This is a genomic window from Ruegeria sp. BC5, from assembly GCF_056539205.1.
Map to the genome: position 1 here is coordinate 193,998 of NZ_JBQFUN010000004.1, position 22,066 is coordinate 216,063.

Here is a 22,066-nt window from a genome sequence, read left to right on the forward strand (position 1 = left end):
TCCAAAAACTGTATTGGGATCAGTTCTAATTGGCCGCGACATCCCTGTCCCAGACGCGGGCGGACAGCCAGACGAACCATCGGGCGAGCGACCTATCCGATTGGGATAAACGGCAATCCCGATGCCGGTCTGACGCACATCAAGACACTGCTGTAGCTGTGGATGCAGTTCAGGAGAGTTCAAAATGAAACGACATTTCAAAGTTTTGGTTTTAGGGGCCGTCAGCGCGATTGCTCTGTCGGGTTGCAGCAGCATGAAGACCCCGCGCAACATCGAACCCGTTGCAAAAGGCGAAAGCTATCAGGCGCAGTACCGTGCCCCATCACGGCGCCGGGCAAATGCGCCCTTGCTGCAAGCGGAACATTTGAACGGGCGCGCCTGTATGCCTCCGACCGGGGATCAGGGCACAAACGCCTTTGCCAAATGGTCTAAACCCGCGCTAAGCCCTCTGCTGGGCGAGAAACTTTCGCGCAATGATATGGTGCAGATCACCATCGACGGGGATGAGCTTCTCAGCGACACCTATGTTGTGTCCCGCGATGGCGACCTGAAGCTGCCGTACCTGCCGCCGGTGCGCGCGCAGGGCAGAACGACCGAGCAGGTCGAGCGAGACGTGGCCCGGGTTCTGGTAGCCGCACAGTTCTACGACAGTACCCCGCGCGTCACGGCGCGCATCAGCGATTTCGCCTCGGTCACTGTCGGCGTGAAAGGCGCGGTGTTTGAACCCCATTCGGTCGAGATCGGAGGCATCCCCGGCGACGTGCTGGATCGAGGGCGTCAGGGCGTACTGGGTGCCTCGACCGAGGCGCGCAACCTCTCGGTCGCCATTCGCGCTTCCGGAGGTGTGCGCCCGGATGCGGATCTGTCAGCGGTTGAGCTGCACCGGCAGGGCACGATCTACCGGATGGACCTTCGCGGGGTGTTCGAAGGCTCGGATCCGACCGACATCATGCTGCTGACCGGGGATCAGATCGTGGTCAACAGCCGAGGGTGTTTCCAGGATGATTTGATGCGTCCCAGCCCGATCAGCCCGCCCGGCGTAACGCTTTATATGTCCAACCTCACGCAACCTGCCACCGGCAACGCAGAGTCGGCCATTGGACGAGACGTGCGTGAGGTACCCTATGGGACGCGCTACCTGCAGGCCGTAGTCGATACCAATTGCGTCGGTGGGGCCAAAACCACCAATGCCAATCGCAGCGCGGTCCTGTTCACCCGCAACCCGATGACCGGGAACTCGATCGTCATTGAACGCAATATCGAAAAGCTGCTGCGACGTGGGGATCGCGATGACTATGACCCCTATGTTCTGCCAGGAGATGCGATTGCATGCTACGACAGTAAGGTGACCGGCCTGACCGAAGTCGCCCGCGCGGTTGGCATCGTCGGCGCTGCAGCGCTGCTGGCGCCCTAAGTCAATCCCTAGCGGGCGATGATTTCGCCCGCTCCCAAGCAGTGGAGACTGCAGCGAGTTTGTTAGTGATGTCTTTGTGATCTTTGGCTGCAGTCTCTACCGCAACTAACGCCGCTCGGAACTCTTCCACGCCGAAGGTTGCTGCACTCCCAGCCAGTTTGTGACAGGCCTGAGCGATTTGATTTAGATCTGTCTGGTCAAATGCCCCGGTTTCAAGCTGTTCAACCAATTCATCCCCTTCGGCAATGAACTTGGCATGCAGGCGGGCAAAGACTTCAGGGCCGAGGCTGCCTTTCAACTCCACTAACGGATCTGGCTGCGCATGTTCCGAAATCTGCCCGTCGGTGCGCGTGACCACCGAAAGCGCCCTGCGCAAGGCATTCAGCGAGATCGGTTTGCCAATGAAAGCCGTCATACCGGCGGCGCGAAAGGTCTCAACCGCATCTGGCAGGACATTGGCCGACACAGCGATAATCGGCACATCTGTCGACTGCCCCCGACCGCCACGAATATGGCGCGCAGCGGTTGGCCCATCCATTATTGGCATGCTGATATCCATCAGGATCGCGTCGAACCTCTGACTGCTGGCCTTGTCGACGCCAACCTGCCCGTTCTCCGCCGTAGTTACACGGTGACCGTCCAGCGCCAACATGTTGCAGATGACCTCGAGGTTGATCTCGTTGTCTTCAACCACCAACAAGTTCAGCGGGAGAGCGGTCTCGGTATTGATCTGAGCAGCTTCTAGCAGTTGGTCGCGCGCTGACGGCTGTAAGGGTATCCGCAACCAAAAAACGCTTCCTTCGCCCATTGTGCTTTCCGCCCCCACCTCGCCACTCATGGCCTGCGCGAACCTGCGGGCAATTCCCAGGCCAAGCCCGGTCCCTCCGACCGTGCGACCGATAGAGGGATCGCTGGTGTAGAAGTCATCAAAAATGGCGTCGATCTCATCCTCGGCGATGCCAGCCCCGCTGTCGATCACACGCACTTCGTAGACATGTGCCTTACCCTGACCGGAAGGTTCACATCTTTCGACCTCGATCGACACACGGCCATTTTCGGTAAACTTGATCGCATTACCCACAAGGTTCAGCAGAATTTGCCGCAACCTTTGCGCGTCAGTCGCGACATGCGGATAGGCTCCGCCCACCCATTGCCACGAGATTGAATTGCCGCGCGAGGCCGCATTGCCGCTTTGACCATCCACAAGGTCCTGCAGCATCGCGTTCAGGTCGGTTGCCTCGTGCGCGACAGACAGCTTGCCGGCCTCGAACCGAGCAATATCCAGCACCGCATCCACATGATTTTGCAGAACCTGGCCCGAAATCTCCATGTTTCGGACAAACTGAGACTGCTGTTTGGTCGTGCGTGTATTCTTGAGAAGGGTGAGGTTGCCCAGCAACCCGTTCAACGGGGTTCTGATCTCATGACTCATAACAGTCAGAAAATCCGACTTGGCCTTTTCCCCGGCAAGGGCACGGTCGCGGGCCGAGACAAGCTCTTTCTGATCCGCAACGCTTTGTGAGATATCGCGGACGAAACCGATAACAATTTCCTCGTCCCCGGCCTGAGCGGATTGCAAAGCGAGTTCGACGGGAAAAACATCGCCATTCCTGCGCAACGCCTCAAGCTGAACGCGACCCTTGCCAACCACGTGGCGGTCGCCCCCGCTCTGCATCCGCTCCATGCCTTCATCATGCGCCGCGCGTAGATGCGCAGGCACAATCAAGTCGCCGATCGAATGCCCTTTGGCCTCATCTTCGGAATACCCGAAAATCGCCTGTGCAGCTGGGTTGAACTCCAGCACTTCACCGGCGGCGTTCACCACGATAACGGCATCCAATGAGGCAGAAAGGATCGTATTCATGCGCTGGTTGGCCTGCTGGATTGCCCCACCGCGTCGATCTGCCTTGCGATTGACCACCAGGAGATAGGCGCTGACCGCGGTCAGCGTCAGAAACAATCCCCCGGACAAAACGGCCAGTTGAAACAGGCTGAGCGCGGTTTCTTCACGGCGCTGATCCGACTGGCTTGCAAAGTACGAGATCGCCGAGACCGAAAGCTCTCGCACTTTTTGAGCGATCCCCTGCGCGCCGTCATAGAGAACCGGCAGCTCCGCCTTCAACCCAGGATCCTCAGCATCGATTGTAGGCACCGAGACCTCCAGATATGCGGAGACGTCGTTCAGAGGTTCAGCGAATTTCGGGTCGCTTCGCAGCGTTTCAAACAGACGCGAGGTGTCTAGAATATCGATTCGGCTGTAAAAAAGATCGAAACGGCGCCGGACAAGGTCCAGGTTTTCTGTGCTTGGCTCTGCGTCCGATACACCCGCCTCAAGCGCGTTGAGGTAGAACAGGAACTCGACCTCGACCTGCGTCAGCGTCCATTGCACGTTATCTGTTCGGGCTGACTGCCGGTCGCGCAGGTCGGATATCACCTTGACGGAAAGCAACACGACCAAAGCAAGGGCACCCAAAACGGCGATACCGAGGAGCCCGAAAGCCCACCGGCGCCGCGAGTGGTATTGGAAATTTCTTGTCAAAGTCTAGCCCGTATCACCCACTTCATACTGTGTTGTAACCCCACGCTATTTAACGATTTCCAACCTGTCGAGTTGCCAAATGCTGCGAGAGTAAATCACCTCGGTCTGGTACTTGGTATCACTGTCATAGGGATATACGATCCATAGCGGACCTTTCTGCCGCCGGGACATCGCCGCGCCATCCATCTCATAGGCGACAATCGGGTCCTGCGCCGATATTGAGCCCACAGGTATCTCAACCGCGTAGTCGTTGATCGCCGTTGCCCGGATCGTAGCACCCTCTGCTCCGATCTGTTCCAGCAACACAGAGAGGGGAACGCCGACAAAGCTGGTCTCGCCTTCAGTCCAGATCGTCGAGGTTTCAAAGCTGCGCTGCGGTAGCGCCTGCAACATTTCCATATCGAACTGCGCCGTCCCGTCGGGGCCGGTCTGTGCGATGTTGCCCGAAACGGTCAGGACGACTTCTCCTTTCGGAGTTCCCAAGTCTTCGGCTTGCGCAGGCGTCAGGCAAATGGTGAACGCCGCTGTGAGAATCGCATAAAACAGGCGCATCTCGGTCTCCATTTTTGTGACCTTAAGAAACCAGAAAGAGGTCCGTAGCGACAGATGGGCATGAGGATATGCACCTATCCGAACGGATAGGTGCCTCGGTCTCATGCGGCGGTAGACAGCAGATTCATGCGCTGTCGCAACATGGTTTTGAACCCGTCACGCAGCTCGGCACGTTCCAATGCAAAGACGGTGGTTGCCTCAAGAAACCCGGCGACCGACCCACAATCGAAGCGCTCTCCTTGAAAAGCGAAACCGCGGCATCCGGTCGCTTCGATATCGGCCGCGATCGCATCGGTCAGTTGGATTTCATTGCCCGCACCGGGCGCCAATCCGTCCAACTGATCGAAAATCGAAGGGTGCATCAGATAACGCCCGACAATGCCAAATTCTGACGGAGCTTGATCGGCAGAGGGCTTTTCGACCAACCCTTTCAGATGTTGCACCTGCCCTGTCCTATGCTCGATATCGACCACGCCATAGGCGCTGATCCGGTCGGATGGGACGGCTTCGGTTGCGATCATATGGCTGCCTTCAAAGTTCTGGACCATTTGCGCCAGAACCGGGCGCTGCGCGTAGATCACATCATCAGGCAGGATCACGGCAAAGGGTTCATCACCGACAATGTCACGTGCCAGAGAGATTGCATGGCCCAGACCGCGCGGGCTGTCTTGTTGGATAAAGCTATATGTCTCATCCTCAAGGTTCGTGCAGCGCAAACGGTTCAGCAGGCTGGTTTTGCCGCCATCCTTCAGTTTACGCTCCAGTCCCGAGTTGCGACCAAAATACGCCTCCAGCGCGGATTGGCCGGTTGAGGTGATGAAGATGAACTCATCAATCCCGGCCGCGCGGGCCTCGTCCACCGCATATTGAATCAAGGGGCGGTCAATCAGCGGCAACATCTCCTTAGTCACCGATTTGGTAGCGGGCAGAAACCTTGTGCCGAGACCCGCGACCGGAAAAACAGCTTTGCGAATACGTGTCATTTCAATGCTCCTAGGTTTGATCAGTAAGCGCCGCGACCTGACGCGACGGCACGTGCGGTCATTGCGATGAGGATGAGGTTTAGAAGGGGCGAACGGGAGCGGACATAGGCTGTATCCAGCTCGATCATGTGGTCAAAGCCGATGCCGGCGCGGCCCGAAACCTGCCAGAGGCCGGTGATGCCGGGACGCACCTGCAGGCGCTCCAGCGCTTGTTCGGGATAGGCGGCAACCTCTTCGGGCAAAGCCGGGCGCGGACCAACCAGCGACATATCCCCTTTCAGCACATTGAAGATTTGCGGCAATTCATCCAGCGAGAACCGGCGCAGAACCTTCCCAACGCGAGTGATGCGTGGGTCATTTTTGGCTTTGAAGCACACGCCCTCACGATCCGAATGGGTGAGCAAATCCGCACGTCGTGCTTCGGCGTCCTGGGTCATTGAGCGAAACTTGTACATCTTGAATGGCACCCCGTTTCGACCGATACGTGTCTGCCGAAAAAAGGCGGAGCCGCGACTGTCCAATCGCACTAATGCGGCGATTGCGGCCATGGGCAGGGCCAGAAGAGACAGCGCGACCACCGCCAAAGTGAGGTCCAGCAGGCGACATGCTGATACCTTGGGAACAGAATTGTGCGCGGCACGCCCGAGGAATTCGAAATTGCCCAATAGATATCTGCGGGCCATACGGCGGGGCTCCATCGCCAACCGCCATGCCCACTCCATCCGGACGCGCCGAACAAGGCGCGGCGCCCGGCGCACGTTGCCAGCCAGGAAATCAAACAAAGCACCCACGCCCAGCGCGACGCAAGGGGCAAGCCGGTGGCGGTTCTGCATAATCCACAGCTCCTGCAGCGGGACGCCCATCGCGACCAACAGGATGTCTGCGCCAGACTGGTTGATATCGTCAATCGCCTCATCAACCCGCGCGGCCCCCGCGTAGCCATCACGCGTACCAGCCACGGCCAAATCGGGGATCATGTGCTGCAACCGCGCCGCCGCCGCCTGAGCTGTTCCGGGACTTCCCCCCAAAAGGTAGACCGACTGCCCAAAACGCGCAGCGCGTTTCAGCAGTTTGGGCACAAAATCCGTGCCGTTTAGGTTCTCGGTCAACTGGACGCCTTGCAACTTTGCCGCGACGTCTACACCAATTCCATCAGGTAGGATCATATCTGCCCGGGCCAATGCTGCTCGATAGGTATGGTTGCGGGCCCGTATGTTTGCGCAATGTGCATTCAGGAAAAACACAGTCCGGCGTGTCCCATCCAGCAGTTTGGAGATCACCTGTCCGGATCGAGCGTTCACAACTGGCAGACCCATTATCTCAGTCTTTTCCAGAGTTGGTATGGGTGTCGGCTGCGCGCCTTTATACATATCTTGGACTGACAGGAACTGCATAGAACTCTCCGATCAACAATGACAATCTGTGGCTTTAGACTGCCAATGAGACCCTGCAACCGATAGGCGAGCATCCGGAGAGGGATCGGAGAATAGGTCTATTCAAACGACCCCGCAGCACATAGCGTGGTGAAAACGGCCCGCTGACCTATCCGATTGGATATTCATCTGTCCGTCAGGAAGGCTTCATGCCATGGGTTCAATGACTTATTAACGCATTTGGGTGTGGTTGGGGGCAGACGGAGGTTTGAAATGAAAGTTCTTATTGCTGACGACCACGAGCTTATTTTGGACACGCTCGTTGCCTTCATAGATGCAGCAGGCGGGATCGAGGTGGAGACCGCGCCGGATTTCCCAGCCGCGAAAACTTTGATTGAGAACGACGGAGCCTTTGATCTGGTTCTTCTGGACCTGAACATGCCCGGCATGAACGGGTTGGCCGGACTTGAAACCTGCATCGCTTTGGACGGTGCCCAGCATGTGGCCCTGTTTACCGGCGACACCTCGCGTGATCTGGCGCAACGCGCGCTAGAGCTTGGTGCAGCCGGTTTCGTCCCAAAAACTTTACCGGCTAAATCACTGGTCAACGCGATCCGCTTTATGGCGATGGGGGAACAATACCTTCCTGCGGGTTTCATGAACGCAGAGCAGCCGGAAGACTCCCACCCCATGGCTCAAAAACTGACAGAGCGTGAGCGGCAAGTTCTGAAAGGGCTGACTGAGGGCAAATCCAACAAGGAAATCGCTCGTGATCTGGATCTGTCAGAGCCGACGATCAAACTGCATATGAAGACTTTGTACCGTAAAGTTGGTGTCAGCAATCGAACGCAGGCCGCCCTGGCTGCGCGCGAGGCTGGGTTGTTCTAGGCTTCTCTATCCGAAGGGATAGGGGACGCTCCCAATCCCCTCGGCCCCTAGCCTGCTGAGCGAATGATCAGCAATCAGATGCGGTGTATCACCCTTGTAAGAAAGGGTTTTTCCATGCCGCAACAGATTTCGAACTCCTCTGAGTCCACGCGCGACATGCAATTTCTGCATTGGGTGCGCATTTCCCGATCCAATTTCAGAACGCTCGGGTGGCGTCGCTTCGTAAAGGGCGGGCGCCTTAGCGATGTAGGCCGCCTGCCCCGTTACGTGGCATTATACCTTCTTGGAGCGAGTTGCATCTGGGCCCCGATCAGCGGTTATTTGGCGACCGCGCCTGTCAAATACACCTCTCACGCATCATTAATCCTGCCAGGATCTGGCGCTTCGGCATCGGTCAATCTGGCCAATATCGGTCAGGCATCCTCATACGCGAATTCCGCCTTTGCCAACGGGTCAATCAGCCCGACCGAGACGTATAAACGTTTGTTGTCGGCCGACCGTATACTCGACGCGGCAGCCAAGGCGGTAGAGGCTGACCGGGACGCGTTTGGAAAGCCGCGGGTGCAACTGGTCGATCAAACCAGCCTGATCCATATCGAGCTTCAGGCGGCCTCTTCGGCAGACGCTCAGCAATATGGTGACGCCTTGGTGGCCGCCTTTTTCGCTGAGATTGACGCCCTGCGCGCCGATGAAATTGCCACTCGCGAGGCCAGCAATACCGGCGCGATCAAAGACTACACGCGCGCAATTCAGGCCACGCGGGCCGAGATCAAACAGCTGCAGTCGCAAAGCGGTCTGATATCGGTCGCGCAATACCAAGAGCAGGTCGCCGCTAATGACCGAGCAAAGCAGGAACTGCGAAAGCAGGAGAGCGAGCTGGCACGCCAATCGGAACGTGTCGCCGCGCTTCAAGTCGCGTTGAATCTGCCCTCTGACGCAGCGGCGGCAACGCTGAAACTCTATGCAGATGCGCAGTACCTATCGTTGCTTGAGGATGTGTCGGTGGGGGCTGCAAAGCTGGCGCAAGCCGACGCGACCTACGGATCGCGCCACCCAATCTATGTGAATGCCCAAAACGACTATGAAGGGGCGCGTTCGGTTGCTTTAAAACGCGCGGCGCAGGTGACTGGTCTTGAGGTCGAGCAGCTCGGTGGACTGGATCGCGCGCCGGAAGGACAACGGGCGCAGTTGCTCAGCGAGTTGGTGCGCGAAGATGCCTTGCGCGCCGGATTGGAAGAGCATGTCGCGACACAGCGCGCACAAGTTCGTCTGGAAACCCTGCGCCTGTCAAACCTCGCCCCCATCGCCGCTGAATTGGAGGACCGGCAGAGAGATTTCGCCGTGGCAGAAGCCGTGTTCGCCTCTGCCATCGCTCGGTCCGAGTCGAAAAAGACCAATGTCTATGCCTCCTATCCCTTGATCCAAGTGCTGGAGAACCCGTCTCTGCCGACTCGCCCGTCTTCGCCGAACAAGAAGATCTCGATTGCCGCCGGGATCGTTGCAAGCCTTATGCTGCTGATGGGTTTGGTTCTGGCATGGATCCGAAACCCGCTGATCTCAAAGCTGCTGAAAGACCAGAAAGAGCCCGCAGCTTGACGCGTGTGGCCCCTCAAACGCCAGCCGAAAAGATCGTCTGGTGTACGCTGATCTGGACATGGCCGTTCTACGGGCTTGGCGCGCTGTATGTTGTCGGTCCGGTGCTAGGTTGGATGTTGGCTGCGATAGCCGGGGTGTCACTTTATCTCGGTCCGGCGATCCGCTTGGATATGCGTGCAACGGGCCCTGTACCTGCTCTGGTCTGGATCTGGAGCGTTGGCATGCTGGTGATGCTGGTCTCACTATGGGCAGGCCACGCGGATTGGAACCTCGGCATCACCAACACGATCAAATCGAGTATCGGATGGGCAAAGGGTTGGGCGCTGATCCCGTTGTTTATCCTAGCAGGGGCGGTTTTGCCAATACGGCGCGAGGTTTTGGTCAGAGGGCAATGCGTGGTGGGCCTTTGGACCTTGTGCCTTCTGCCGTTGCTCATTGCCGCCCCCTATGCCGGTCTGCCGCATCTGCTGTTTACATCTCCCATTAAAGCAGTGGGCGGCCCGGGACCTGAATATTTCTCGGTCTACCTGTATACAATCGACCCCGCCAGCGGCACACCACGGTGGCAGTTCTTTGCGCCCTGGTCGCCATTCGCGGCCTTGTTGGGCGTTTGCATGGTCCTATTTGCCCTGGAAGAAAAGCACCGCAGCTGGAAGGTCATCGGCTTGGCTGCCGGAGTTCTGATGATCCTTATGTCCAAGTCCCGAATGGGCATGGTTGGATTGGTGATCTGCTCGCTGTCACCCAGCCTCTTGCCACTTGTCGCCCGCAGCTCGGGGTGGATTCTTTTGTCTGCAGTCACCACCGCCGTAGCCGTTTGGGGCGCAGTCTTTGTTGAGTTCGGCAACCGAGCCCTTTACAGCTTCAAATCCGCTCGCGCCGACAGTACCCGCGTACGCGAAACTCTGCAGCGTATTGCGTATGAGCGCTGGCAATCGGATGCGGTGGTTTTCGGGCACGGCACAGTCAGACCCGGAGCGCATCTTGTTGAGTACATGCCGATAGGCAGCCATCACACCTGGTACGGGTTGCTATTCGTGAAAGGGCTGACCGGATTTACAGCGTTTCTCGTTCCTTTCCTCGTTCATTTAGCAATCGTCACCCTGGACGCCATAAAGTCGGAACGCGGGAGGCTGCCGCTCGGACTGTTGCTCACAGTTCTCCTGCTGACCTTTGGAGAGAACGTTGAAATCCAAACCTATCTCCTCTGGCCGACTCTACTGATGCTCGGATTGCATTTGCGAGAGGTCAAATCAGTGCGTCTGGGAAGCTGATGTGCCGCTAGGATTGTTGCGACGCCAGCGTAGTGTCAGCGGTCACTCTTTTGGGTCGGGTCCTTCACTGCTTCTAGGGACATATTGACCATGTAAAGTGAGTACTTTCAAATCGGGTATCCGCCCTGTTGGTTTTTTAACGGCTGCCGCAAAGCGCGGAAAGCGGACGTTCGACTAATACACTGGAAGGCAGGTTTGTACGCATAGCAGACACCCATTTAAGTTGCAGCGAAGGTCCGCTTCGAGCCCAAAGTACCGAATGCTGCGGGCCCAACCAATGGCGGCTATGCAACTTGCCCCGACGCGCTTAGTGTCACGTGCATGAGCACGTTCAGAAACGCCAAACCTTCCGACGCAACTCGATGCTTTGAGATCGAAACTGCTGCCTATGAAGGCGACGACGCAGCAACCCTCAAAAAGATATCCAAGAGGATTGAGGAATATCCCGATGGTTTCCTCATTCTTGAAGTACAAGGCGAGATCGTTGGCTTTATCAATTGCGGATGTGCCCATGACGTCGAAATGTCTGATGAGGAATTTAAGGAGCTTGTGGGGCATGATCCCGACGCTCCGAATGCCGTCATTATGTCTGTCGTCGTTGATCCTGCCCATCAGGGAAGGGGCCTATCGCGGGCATTGATGACTGAATTCGTCGACCGCATGAGAAAAGTGGGTAAATCGGCGATCTTCCTTATGTGCAAAGAGCATCACGTCCCACTGTATGAGCGATTTGGATACAGCTATTTGCAGCCATCGACTTCCGACCATGGAGGAATGACTTGGCATGAGATGTCTATGATGCTTTGAATTCTTTGGAGTACGAGACGTGATACCACTTGAAAAGCCTTTGAGATTGGCCGTTGAAACCGATGCCCATGCACTTGCGGACTTAGTGAATTTTGCAGGTGAAGGCCTGCCGCTCCATATCTGGACCGGGCTGTCACAAGATGGCGAGGATCCTTGGGCCGTCGGTCGCGCGCGACAGGCCGAAAAGGCACGAGAGAGGCAAGTAGTTGTAATTGACTATGGAAACGGGGCAGTTGCTGGGCTCACGGGCTATGGGATCGGATCAGAACCAGAAGAAATTGGAGATGACTTCCCAGCGTTGTTCCGCCCCTTGCAGGAGCTGGAAAACAAAGCGTTAGACAGCTGGTATGTGAATGTTCTGGCTTGTTACCCAGAGAACCGGGGGCAAGGACTTGGTTCAAGACTACTCGATGTCGCCGACGAGATAGCCCGAGACGCGGGATACAACAAAATGAGCGTTATTGTCGCCGATGAAAACGTGGGAGCGAGACGTCTATACGAGCGAAAGGGATACTCTGAGCTGGATAAAGCCCCATGCGCCAAAGATGGGTGGGAGACTGAGACCGAAAACTGGGTTCTCCTCATCAAGTCGCTGTCGTGACGCCGCGCGAAATCGGTCTTTCCTTGTGTAGGCTACTCTCGCTTTTGGGCTAACGTTGCGCAAGGGCGCCACACTCATTTTTGCTGTACCGCCCGAGAACCGTCGTTGGTCTGAGAGCTACGTAGGTCGGGATTGTCCGCATAGCGGTCGTTTGCTGCAACTTGCTTGAATGTCTACTTTGCGAACAAAGCTACCATTGATTGTCCAACGCAATCGGCACTCGAATTACCTCGGTCGGTGAGTAATCCGCATTAAACTTGTTCACTTTCCAACCGGCGTCAGTTCTATTGACACCATACTTATTGGTCACCCAGCGATATGGTAGTGTTCTTGCGCAGACAACACGTTGGATCGCGAATTGACCGTGTTTAGGTTTTCCCCGTCGAAGTATCCCCACCTATAATGCACTGCCACCAGCAAACGTAGTGGCAAGCGCTGTAAACGATGTCGTCGCCCTGGGTGGGCCGTATGCCGGATGCATGGGGCTGGAGGCCGATGCACAGAGGCACGTCAAAAACCAGAACCTATGTCGGATCGAATAACCTGAGAAATCGGATGGTGAAGATGGGACGCCGCCTCGCGCGCACCGCCGTTAGGGACGTCCCGCGAGAGGTCGAACTTGAGTTCGCTCGAAACTAAGCCGCAAATGTTCCGCAGCCCGATCACGAGAGGTTTCTACTCGCACTAACGGCGGCGCGACCAAGCCGGCAAAAAGGGTCGCGTAGTGGCAGATATTGCAGGCGTCAAACAATACTAATTTCAACGGAGCAACGAACGGGAAACAAATTGTGATTAGAAATTAGACAATTACGGACCAGTTTTGTGGTAGACTAGGATGAACTTAGCGCGCTGGGACGAAGGAGTACGAAACCTAGAGGAATTTTTGAAAATGGAGATTTTCGAGCAGTTTGCAGAAGAGTATGGGCGGACAAAGCTCATCGAAATGACATTGCAGGACTATTTGCTGGAATGTCGTGAAGACCCAACTATGCGGGCTACCGCAGCCGAGCGGATGATCGCCGCGATTGGCGAGCCCGAGCTTATTGATACCAGTCAGGATGCTCGGCTCAGTCGCATATTTCTTAATCGAACAATCAAGCGATACAAGCCCTTCCAGGACATATATGGCGTCGAAGAAACCATCGAGCGCATCGTTGGCTTTTTTCGCCATGCCAGCCAGGGTCTCGAGGAACGCAAGCAAATCCTCTATCTGTTGGGCCCAGTCGGTGGGGGCAAGTCAACGCTTGCTGAGATTCTTAAGAACCTGATGGAGCGGCAGCCGATTTATGTACTGAAGGCGGATGACCAGATCAGCCCAATCTTTGAGTCGCCGCTTGGCCTTTTCGACCGTGCGCGGATGGGGGATATGCTAGAGAACAAATACAATATCCCCAAACGGTTGTTGAACGGATTGATTTCGCCCTGGGCTGTCAAACGCCTGCAGGAATATGACGGCGATATTTCCAGATTTTCGGTTGTCAAACTCCACCCGTCGAAACTGCGCCAGATTTGCGTTGCGAAGACTGAACCGGGCGATGAAAACAACCAGGACATCTCTTCGCTTGTCGGGAAACTCGATATTCGCAAGCTGGAGGAATTCAGCCAGAACGACCCGGACGCCTATTCCTATTCTGGTGCTCTGAACCGCACCACGCAGGGGTTGATGGAATTCGTTGAGATGTTCAAGGCGCCGATCAAGGTCTTGCATCCGTTGCTGACCGCCACGCAAGAGGGGTCTTATGCTGGTACGGAGAATATCGGTGCTTTCCCTTTCCAGGGTGTGATAGTTGCGCATTCGAATGAAGCGGAATGGCAGCAGTTCAAAAACAACAAGAACAACGAGGCCTTTCTGGATAGGATCAGTCTGGTCAAGGTTCCCTATTGCCTACGTGCCTCGGATGAATCCCAGATTTACGAGAAGTTGCTTGAGGAAAGCAGCCTAGGTGAATCTCCCTGCGCACCCGAGACGCTGTCTATCCTGAGCCAGTTCAGTGTTTTGACTCGGCTAAAAGAGCATGAAAATTCGCCAACATTTTCTAAGCTCCGCGTCTATGATGGTGAAACACTTAAGGATACCGATCCCAAAGCGCGGTCAGTGCAGGAATATCGGGATGCGGCCGGGGTGGACGAGGGGATGACGGGCACATCGACCCGCTTTGCCTTCAAAGTGCTGTCCGAGACCTTCAACCACGACACCGAGGAAGTGGGCGCCGACCCGGTTCATCTGCTTTATGTTCTTGAACAGGCGGTAAAACGCGAGCAATTCCCCGACGAGATTGAAAGCCGGTATCTATCTTTCATGAAAGACGATCTGTCGCCCCGATACGCGGAATTTATCGGCAACGAGATCCAAAAAGCCTATCTGGAATCCTATTCTGACTTTGGTCAGAACCTCTTTGACAGATACATCTCTTTTGCAGATGCATGGATCGAAGATCAGGACTTCAAGGATCCGGATACCGGCCAGATTCTCAATCGCGGCGTTCTGGAACAGGAGCTTGAAAAGATCGAAAAACCGGCCGGAATTTCCAACCCCAAGGACTTCCGGAACGAAGTGGTCAAATTCGTGCTGCGCGCGCGGGCCAACAATCGCGGTCGTAACCCCGACTGGCGCAAATATGAGAAGCTGAGACGCGTTATCGAAAAGCGCATGTTCGGTCAGATTCAGGATCTGCTGCCGGTTATCAGTTTTGGGGCCAAGAGGGATAAGGAAACTGAAGCCAAGCATAACGAGTTCATCGATCGCATGATCGGTCGCGGGTACACGCGCCGACAGGTCAGGCGCTTGGTTGAATGGTACATGCGGGTCAACAAGGCAGGATGAGGAGTCTATGCTCAAATGGCCCATTTCATCGATCGAAGGCTAAACCCCAAGGATAAGAACCTTGGGAACCGCAGGCGGTTTCTGCGTCGGGTTCGATCTGCCGTCAAAGAGGCGGTTGACGAAAGTGTCCGGCGTCGGAAAATCGCTGATGTCGACCAGCAGGAAAATATCTCGGTATCGTCAGAAGGGATCGGGGAGCCGCATTTTCAACATGACAGCAAAGGTGGTTCCAGACACCGGGTTCTAACCGGAAACAAGACGTTCAAAGCAGGTGACCGGCTTAAGAAACCCCCGTCGGGTCAGGATGGGCAAGGTGGACGTGAGGGGGCACCCGATGGAGAGGGCGAAGACGAGTTCATGTTCGTCCTGTCGCGGGACGAGTTTCTTTCCATGTTCTTTGAGGATCTCGAACTGCCTGACATGGTAAAACGCAGTCTGAAAGAGGTTGCCGTCTCCAAACCGCACCGCATGGGATATACTGCCGCTGGGACGCCCGCCAACCTCAGTGTTTCGCGAACAATGCGCAATGCGTTCGGGCGACGTCTCGCAATGCGGCGCCCGACAAACACCGAGATACAGGCTCTTACGCAACAGGTTGAAGAACTGGAGGCGTTGGAAAAACCAGATGCGGCACGAAAGGCGGAAAGGCAGTTGTTGCGCGAGCAGCTCGACAAGATGCTACGGCGACGCAAGATCATTCCCTACATTGATCCGCTGGACGTACGTTACAAGTATTTCGAGATGCGCCCCGAACCGGCAGCTAATGCGGTGATGTTCTGCCTGATGGACGTTTCGGCCTCGATGGGAGAGCGGGAGAAGAGCCTTGCTAAGCAGTTCTTCGTCCTCCTGCATCTTTTTCTCAAGCAACGCTACGACAAGATCGAACTAGTATTTATCCGCCACACGCAGATTGCCGCGGAAGTCGATGAAGATACCTTCTTTCACTCCCGCCAAACCGGTGGGACGGTCGTGAGCAGCGCGCTTAACGAGATGAAAAAGATTATCGAAGCCCGCTATCCGTCCGCACTGTGGAATATCTATGCCGCGCAGGCATCGGATGGTGAAAATTTCAGCGGAGATTCGCAACTGTGCGCCGACCTGCTGAACAGTGAACTGATGAAGTGGTGCCAATATTTCGCCTATACGGAGATCGTCGACGAGACCGAAGCCAATCTGATGAACAGCGAAGACAATGGTATGGAGCTGTGGCGCTCGTACCGACAGGTCGCAGAGGCTTGGCCAAATTTCGCCATGAAACGGATCGCGCGCGCCAGTGACATCTACCCGGTTCTGCACGAGCTGTTTGCACGCAAGACGAACGGAGTTTCCAATGGCTGATCCTGCCGAAGCTAAGGCGCCGCTGTTTGACGGAGCGGAATGGGATTTCGAGACCATCCAGCGCAGCTTTGACGCGATCGAATCTGTGGCGATTGATGATCTCGAACTTGACGTCTATCCCAACCAGATAGAAATCATCTCGTATCAGCAAATGCTGGACGCCTACTCGTCGACCGGGATGCCGCTCATGTATCGGCACTGGTCCTTCGGGAAGCGTTTCGTTCACGAAGTAAAAGCCTACAGCAAGGGCGCAAACGGTCTTGCCTATGAGATCGTCATAAATTCCGATCCCTGTATTTCGTACTGCCTCGAAGACAACACTATGGCGCTTCAGGTCCTTGTGATTGCCCACGCGGCCTTTGGACACAATCATTTCTTCAAGAACAATCACCTGTTTCGTCAGTGGAGTGATGCACAGGGTATTCTCGACTACCTCGACTACGCGCGCGGCTTTATTGCCCAATGCGAAGAACAGCACGGGGAACGCGAGGTTGAGCAATTGCTGGACGCCGCCCACGCGCTCATGCCGTCCAGCGTTTTCCGGCATAGGCGCCCGCCCCACTCATCGCTCGCGGATGAGAGAACCAGACAGCGTGAGCGGCGTATCGAGGAGGAACGTGCGGTACACTATTTGTGGGACGCCTTCGATCATCCCACACAGTCATCGAAAACCGATGAAGAGGCGCGGAAACGCAAGCGTGAAATGGGGTTGCCAGAAGAAAATCTGCTTTATTTCGTTGAACGCCACAGCCCAATTCTGGAGTCTTGGCAACGTGAAGTTTTGCGTATCGTTCGCAACATAGCACAGTATTTCTATCCGCAGCGCCAAACCAAAGTGATGAATGAAGGGTGCGCCTGCTTCGTTCACTATTACATCACCAACGAGCTGCACCGCGCCGGTCTGCTGACGGATGGCGCCATGCTGGAAATATTGCACAGTCATACCAATGTGCTGACGCAGCCCGGCTTTGACGCTCCGAACGCGATGGGGATCAACCCTTATGCGCTGGGTTTCGCGATGATGCAGGATATCCAGCGCATCTGCACCGACCCGACCGAGGAGGATCGGGAATGGTTTCCGGACATAGCGGGAAGCGGCGCGTGGCGCGATATATTAAAGGATGCCTGGGCCAACTATCGGGACGAGAGCTTCGTGCAACAGTTCCTCAGCCCCAATGTCATGCGCCGATTCCGCATGTTTTCACTGACCGATGACGAAGGGAAACCTTTCTACACAGTCGACGCAATTCATGACGAGCGCGGTTATCACCAAGTGCGCGACACCTTGGCGCACGGTTTCGACGTTTCGGAACACGATCCCGATATTCAGATCGTTGACGTAGACTTGATGGGCGATCGTCACCTCAGGTTAAATCACTCCATGCGCAATGGTGTGCCGTTGAACAAAAAGGCGTCCGAAGCGACTTTAGGCTATCTGCAGCGAATCTGGGGTTTTGATGTGGCGTTTGAAAACTAGGTTCGGGACCCATTGATATCCGCTTTGCGGCGTGATTCATCGTTCGAAGAATGAGCGGTGACATATCTGATCTTCTCTGGCTGAGCCATGCGCAGATGGTGCGTCTGCAGTCCTGTTTCCCAAAGCCCCACGGCAATCTTAGGACGACAGCGGACAGCGACAGTACCAGAGCATTTTGATCAAGATAATGTCGCGCGGATATCGACGCCCTATGGAAAGATTGCGCCGAGTTATTGTTATCTTCACGTTTGGGACAGCGATGCTTCTGTTGTACCGAAGGTTAATGCAACAAAACCGCATCAAGAAACCCACCGATCTGGGGCGATCCACAGGTCACTTCAACCTAATAACTGAACGGGGCCAGTTCTTTAGCAACCCGAAGCCCATCCACTTCCGAACGGCTTAGCGCCAATTCCAGATCAAAGCTCGCTGCGCAAACGTCTGAACTCAGCATGACAGGCGCAAACAGTGATCCATCTTCCTTACCCCAGTTGGCAACATCTATCAGAGCGTCCGTTTAGGTATGGTGATCTTAAATAAGTGCACAATCTCTAAGCCTGTAAAAACACCATAGTTGCTCATTAGAATGCCTCCATGCTGTTGCGTGTCTAGATGCCCGCCAAGGGCAATGGGCGACAGATCTAGATTTAGGCCTAGCCCGCGGGCAAGTACATTGGCCGACCGGTCATACTGACATTGCACCCACCCTCATCACATATGACGGAATGTCTTGCGCGCCAGTCGGTTTTCGTCGGTTTGGGCCACACGTATGCAATCTCCAACAGGCTGTGCCCCGATTTATGTCATGCCCATCGGACATTGCCGCGGACGATCATTTTTTATGCCCAGATATTGGTCATGCGGCCTCGCGATGCAGGGCCTGACACAGGCAGTGAACGCCACCGCCGCCCAAGGTGAACATCGACATATCAGGATCATAGACCTGGAACCCAAGGGCCCGCATTTTTGCGTTTAGGTCGGTAGCACCAGCCATAGACAGTACCTTGCTATCCCCTAGCGCCACCAGATTAACCCCGAGGTTTTTGGCTTCGCGGAACTCGACATCAACTATTTCAATGCCCCATCCTTTGATAACATCCACCAACCAAGGCTCCATCGCGTCAATGCAGGCCACGGCAAGTTTCTCGGCCAACGGAACGATTAACCCGTCCATGTGGACAAACTCGCGACTGATCGGGGCAACGACTGCCTCCCAACCCTCGGCGCGTACAAATTCGGCTACTTGTTCCGATCCCTCTTGCTCAGACCGCTCACCACAATAGCCAATTAGAACACGGCCAGGTTCGATGATGTTGAAATCACCGCCTTCAAAGTGTCCTGCGGTCGCAAATTTCCAAATCGGGATATTGTTGTCCTGATAAAATTTTATCGCGGTGGCATAATCCGCACGCCGACACTTCAACTGCATATGGCAAATCAAAGCGCCCCAGGGGGTCATCGCCGAGCTGTCACGGGCGAAGAAATTGCGGTGAAGGACCGGATCACTGTCCAGATAGTGACAGTTCACGCCGTTTTCTTCGTAAATCGACACCATTTCAGCATGTTGTGACATCGCCTGTTGTAGATCAAAGATCGCGCCGGTTTTGTGCGCATTGGCCAACGTCCGACCGATCAATGGGCCTGCTTCAACCCATTTGAAGTATTCAGGACGACCAAGCAGAACATCCGTGAGTTTTGCGTAATCGTTGTTGATTCCCCAATTGGGCGCATTTTCCGCGTTCAACGCCATGGTGCCATTTCCTCTGGTCTCATTCCTTGTATTGCAAAGCTTGGCACGGCAATTACAATTATAAAATTACAAAATAAGTGATACTATTTGCATAAACATACAAGTAAAGGTCATGTATGCTGCCTCCTTCCTTATCGAAAGCCGACATTCATCTGCTGCACGTGTTTTCTGTCGTCGTTGAAGCACGCGGTTTCTCGGCAGCACAAGTTGTTTTGAACGTGTCCGCTTCGACGATTTCGCGCCAGATATCCGATCTCGAAACGCGTTTGGGTCTGAGACTGTGCCAGCGAGGACGCAAGGGGTTCCGCCTAACCGACAAAGGAGAAATCGTCTATGCAGCCTCTCGCAAGCTTTTTGCAGCATTGGATTTGTTTAATGAAACCGTAGACGGGACGCGCGGGAAACTGGTCGGTCGGTTGACTATCGGAGCAATCGACAATTGGGTTTTCAATGACAACGCGCCTATCGTACCAGCTTTGTCAGAGTTTGCTCGTATTGCGCCAGATGTGGCCATCGAATTGCATTCAGTTGCGCCTGGCGATATCGAGATAGGGGTTCAGGACGGACATATCGCTTTAGGCATCGGAGTGTTCCACAATAAAAAACCGGGGTTGATATATGAGCCGCTGAAAACGGAACGAATTGGCCTGTATTGTGGACAAACCCATCCTTTGTTCAAAGCAGAAACGAAGGCCGCCGTTGATGAATTTCTTTCTCAGGCAAACTTTTGCAATCGTGCCTATTTGAACGAACAAAAAGTTGCGCCGGTTTCACGCGGCTTACGCTCTACAGCCAAAGCGCATCAGATCGAAGGCGTTGCCATGTTGGTGCTGACTGGTCGTTTCATCGGCTATCTTCCCGAAGGCTTGGCTGATATCTGGGTACGTCAGGGACGAATGCGCTCAGTCGGAAATGGTCGGTTCGATCAGAAGTCGCATATCACGCTCGTCCGCAAACGTGGTGACGAACCAAATCTGGTGGTTAAGACCTTCACAGAGCTACTTGTACGCGCATGTAAATCTGATCTGTCTTCAGATTCCTCTCTGTGGGCAAGGTCTGCTACTCTCCCTAATGGCTGATTGTCTTGCGCTCGCAGCGAATGACCGCTTTCCGCCCGAACTCTCACGTGTACCGAACGGCCCGAACCGGCCATTGAACAAGTCTCATGTATTCTGCAGTGCAGCTGATCGATGCAGACCTTAGCTGCACCGGCATACCGCACTCCAAAATCATTCCATGTCATTCAAACCTGACCAGGAAGCCATAGGACGATAGCAGGGAAGGCAACGAGCATCGCGATGGTTGCAGCATCCGCCAGAAAGAAAGGCGTTACACCTTTAAAAACATCCTGAACGCTTAGGTCATCACGAACGCCGGCCACGACAAAGCAATTCAGCCCAATAGGTGGGGTGATCAGGCAAAACTCAGCCATTTTGACAACCAGAATGCCAAACCAGATGGCGCACATAGGCCCAGACATACCGAAGGTACTTTCGACTGCGCTTACGGTTTCGCCACCGTTCAACGCCATGACGGCGGGGTAAACTACCGGCAACGTCAGCAGCAGCATACCTATCGCGTCCATGAACATACCCAGTACAGCGTAAGCCAGAAGAATACAGATCAGGATCAGCATCGGAGACATCTCAAGCGAGGTAATCCAGTCGGAGAACGCACTTGGCAGTTCGGCGAACCCAAGAAAACGAACGTAGACCAAAACGCCCCAGATGATCGTGAAAATCATGACGCTCAGCTTGGCAGTTTCCAAAAGCGCGTCTTTGAGCTCGGACCAGCGCATGCCTTGATACAGCGCCATCAGGAACACCACAAATGCTCCAATTGCGCCGCCTTCGGTTGGCGTACCCCAAGCATCGCCGCCGAACGGGTTGTAGACAAAGAAGATGATGGTGACGACGACAATCACGATGGGCAATGCGGGCGGCAACGAGAGGAAACGTTCTTTCCATGTAAATCCGGTGACTGCGGGACCAAATCCTTTGATAACGACGGCCATGCCAATGATCAGCAAGCCATAAATTACCGCCGAGAACATGCCCGGGATGAACCCGGCCAACAGCAGTTTACCCACGTCCTGCTCGACAATAATCGCGTAGATGACCAGAATGGCCGAAGGCGGGATGAGCGAAGCGAGTGTACCGCCTGCAGCGACGACACCTGCAGCAAAACGCTTGTCGTATCCGATCTTCAGCATCTCGGGGATGGCGATACGGGCGAACACAGCGGAAGTCGCGACCGAGGCTCCGGATACCGCAGCAAACCCAGCGGTTGCGAAAACGGTCGAAACCGCCAGCCCACCGGGGACCCAAGCCAGCCAACGCTTTGCGGCTTCGAACAGTGCTTTGGTCAGGCCCGCGTAATAGGCGAGGTAGCCAATTAGGATGAAAGTCGGGATAAGGCTCAACGCTTGGCTTGAAATCTTGGAGTGCGGCACCTGCCCCGCTGTTTTGACGGCCACAGTCACAGCCTTGCCGAACCGCGCCGGGTCATAACCAAACTTGGCCCAGAAGATCCAGATTAGACCAACCATGCCAGCTGTCGCGGCGGCGAAGGCCACGCGCATCCCCAGCACCACAAGAACAAGCATACCGCCCGAGACGATCAGACCAATATCAATGGGTTCCATCAGATT

16 protein-coding genes are annotated in these 22,066 nt (G+C 55.2%); 10 read left to right on the forward strand and 6 right to left on the reverse strand.

Annotated features, from left to right (window positions below; all coding sequences use genetic code 11):
• Positions 1 to 184: 184 nt before the first annotated feature.
• Entirely contained in the window at positions 185 to 1,414 is a 1,230-nt protein-coding gene (locus tag ACR0LY_RS12505) for a polysaccharide biosynthesis/export family protein (RefSeq protein ID WP_170350207.1), read from the forward strand.
• A gap of 1 nt (position 1,415) precedes the next feature.
• On the opposite strand, the gene ACR0LY_RS12510 is transcribed toward ACR0LY_RS12505, so the two are convergent.
• The 4 genes from ACR0LY_RS12510 to ACR0LY_RS12525 form a co-directional block, all read right to left on the reverse strand.
• Positions 1,416 to 3,866 (reverse strand): ATP-binding protein, encoded by a 2,451-nt coding sequence (locus ACR0LY_RS12510; protein WP_368040145.1) that lies wholly within the window; start codon positions 3,864 to 3,866, stop codon positions 1,416 to 1,418.
• 132 nt (positions 3,867 to 3,998) lie between these two features.
• On the reverse strand, positions 3,999 to 4,505 hold the full coding sequence (locus ACR0LY_RS12515; RefSeq protein ID WP_170350205.1) for a putative pterin-binding protein: 507 nt from the start codon (positions 4,503 to 4,505) through the stop codon (positions 3,999 to 4,001).
• A 101-nt stretch (positions 4,506 to 4,606) separates the two neighbouring features.
• A complete protein-coding gene (locus ACR0LY_RS12520; protein WP_170350204.1) occupies positions 4,607 to 5,488 on the reverse strand; it encodes a UTP--glucose-1-phosphate uridylyltransferase in 882 nt (293 codons plus the stop codon).
• Positions 5,489 to 5,508: 20 nt separating this feature from the next.
• Positions 5,509 to 6,804 carry a WecB/TagA/CpsF family glycosyltransferase gene (locus tag ACR0LY_RS12525; protein ID WP_480640968.1) on the reverse strand — a complete coding sequence of 432 codons (1,296 nt, stop codon included), beginning with the start codon at positions 6,802 to 6,804 and terminating at the stop codon, positions 5,509 to 5,511.
• Between the two features lie 330 nt (positions 6,805 to 7,134).
• On the opposite strand from ACR0LY_RS12525, the gene ACR0LY_RS12530 reads away from it, so the two are divergent.
• From ACR0LY_RS12530 to ACR0LY_RS12565, 8 genes are all read left to right on the forward strand, one after another.
• Positions 7,135 to 7,749, forward strand: a complete 615-nt coding sequence (locus tag ACR0LY_RS12530; RefSeq protein WP_170350203.1) for a response regulator transcription factor — start codon at positions 7,135 to 7,137, stop codon at positions 7,747 to 7,749.
• 114 nt (positions 7,750 to 7,863) lie between these two features.
• Entirely contained in the window at positions 7,864 to 9,345 is a 1,482-nt protein-coding gene (locus ACR0LY_RS12535; protein WP_170350202.1) for a GumC domain-containing protein, read from the forward strand.
• Between the two features lie 5 nt (positions 9,346 to 9,350).
• Positions 9,351 to 10,619, forward strand: coding sequence for an O-antigen ligase domain-containing protein (locus ACR0LY_RS12540; RefSeq protein ID WP_368040144.1), 1,269 nt, complete (start codon positions 9,351 to 9,353; stop codon positions 10,617 to 10,619).
• Between the two features lie 321 nt (positions 10,620 to 10,940).
• Positions 10,941 to 11,426 (forward strand): GNAT family N-acetyltransferase, encoded by a 486-nt coding sequence (locus ACR0LY_RS12545; protein ID WP_170350200.1) that lies wholly within the window; start codon positions 10,941 to 10,943, stop codon positions 11,424 to 11,426.
• Positions 11,427 to 11,472: 46 nt separating this feature from the next.
• Positions 11,473 to 12,027: a GNAT family N-acetyltransferase gene (locus ACR0LY_RS12550; protein WP_480640970.1), complete on the forward strand. Its 555-nt coding sequence runs from the start codon at positions 11,473 to 11,475 to the stop codon at positions 12,025 to 12,027.
• Positions 12,028 to 12,916: 889 nt separating this feature from the next.
• Complete coding sequence (locus ACR0LY_RS12555; protein WP_170350198.1) at positions 12,917 to 14,851, forward strand: PrkA family serine protein kinase; 1,935 nt, start codon at positions 12,917 to 12,919, stop codon at positions 14,849 to 14,851.
• 15 nt (positions 14,852 to 14,866) lie between these two features.
• A complete protein-coding gene (locus tag ACR0LY_RS12560) occupies positions 14,867 to 16,189 on the forward strand; it encodes a YeaH/YhbH family protein (protein ID WP_170350197.1) in 1,323 nt (440 codons plus the stop codon).
• Complete coding sequence (locus tag ACR0LY_RS12565) at positions 16,182 to 17,666, forward strand: SpoVR family protein (protein ID WP_170350196.1); 1,485 nt, start codon at positions 16,182 to 16,184, stop codon at positions 17,664 to 17,666. The genes ACR0LY_RS12560 and ACR0LY_RS12565 overlap by 8 nt, the downstream gene beginning before the upstream one ends.
• An 856-nt stretch (positions 17,667 to 18,522) precedes the next feature.
• On the opposite strand, the gene ACR0LY_RS12570 is transcribed toward ACR0LY_RS12565, so the two are convergent.
• The gene (locus ACR0LY_RS12570) at positions 18,523 to 19,416 is read right to left on the reverse strand and encodes a dimethylarginine dimethylaminohydrolase family protein (protein ID WP_170350195.1); all 894 of its coding nucleotides are present in this window, start codon (positions 19,414 to 19,416) and stop codon (positions 18,523 to 18,525) included.
• A gap of 116 nt (positions 19,417 to 19,532) precedes the next feature.
• Between ACR0LY_RS12570 and ACR0LY_RS12575 the strand changes: the two genes are divergently transcribed.
• Positions 19,533 to 20,495, forward strand: a complete 963-nt coding sequence (locus ACR0LY_RS12575; protein WP_170350194.1) for a LysR family transcriptional regulator — start codon at positions 19,533 to 19,535, stop codon at positions 20,493 to 20,495.
• Between the two features lie 164 nt (positions 20,496 to 20,659).
• Here ACR0LY_RS12575 and ACR0LY_RS12580 read toward each other — a convergent pair whose 3' ends face one another.
• Positions 20,660 to 22,060 (reverse strand): TRAP transporter large permease, encoded by a 1,401-nt coding sequence (locus tag ACR0LY_RS12580; RefSeq protein WP_170350193.1) that lies wholly within the window; start codon positions 22,058 to 22,060, stop codon positions 20,660 to 20,662.
• Positions 22,061 to 22,066 lie beyond the last annotated feature (6 nt).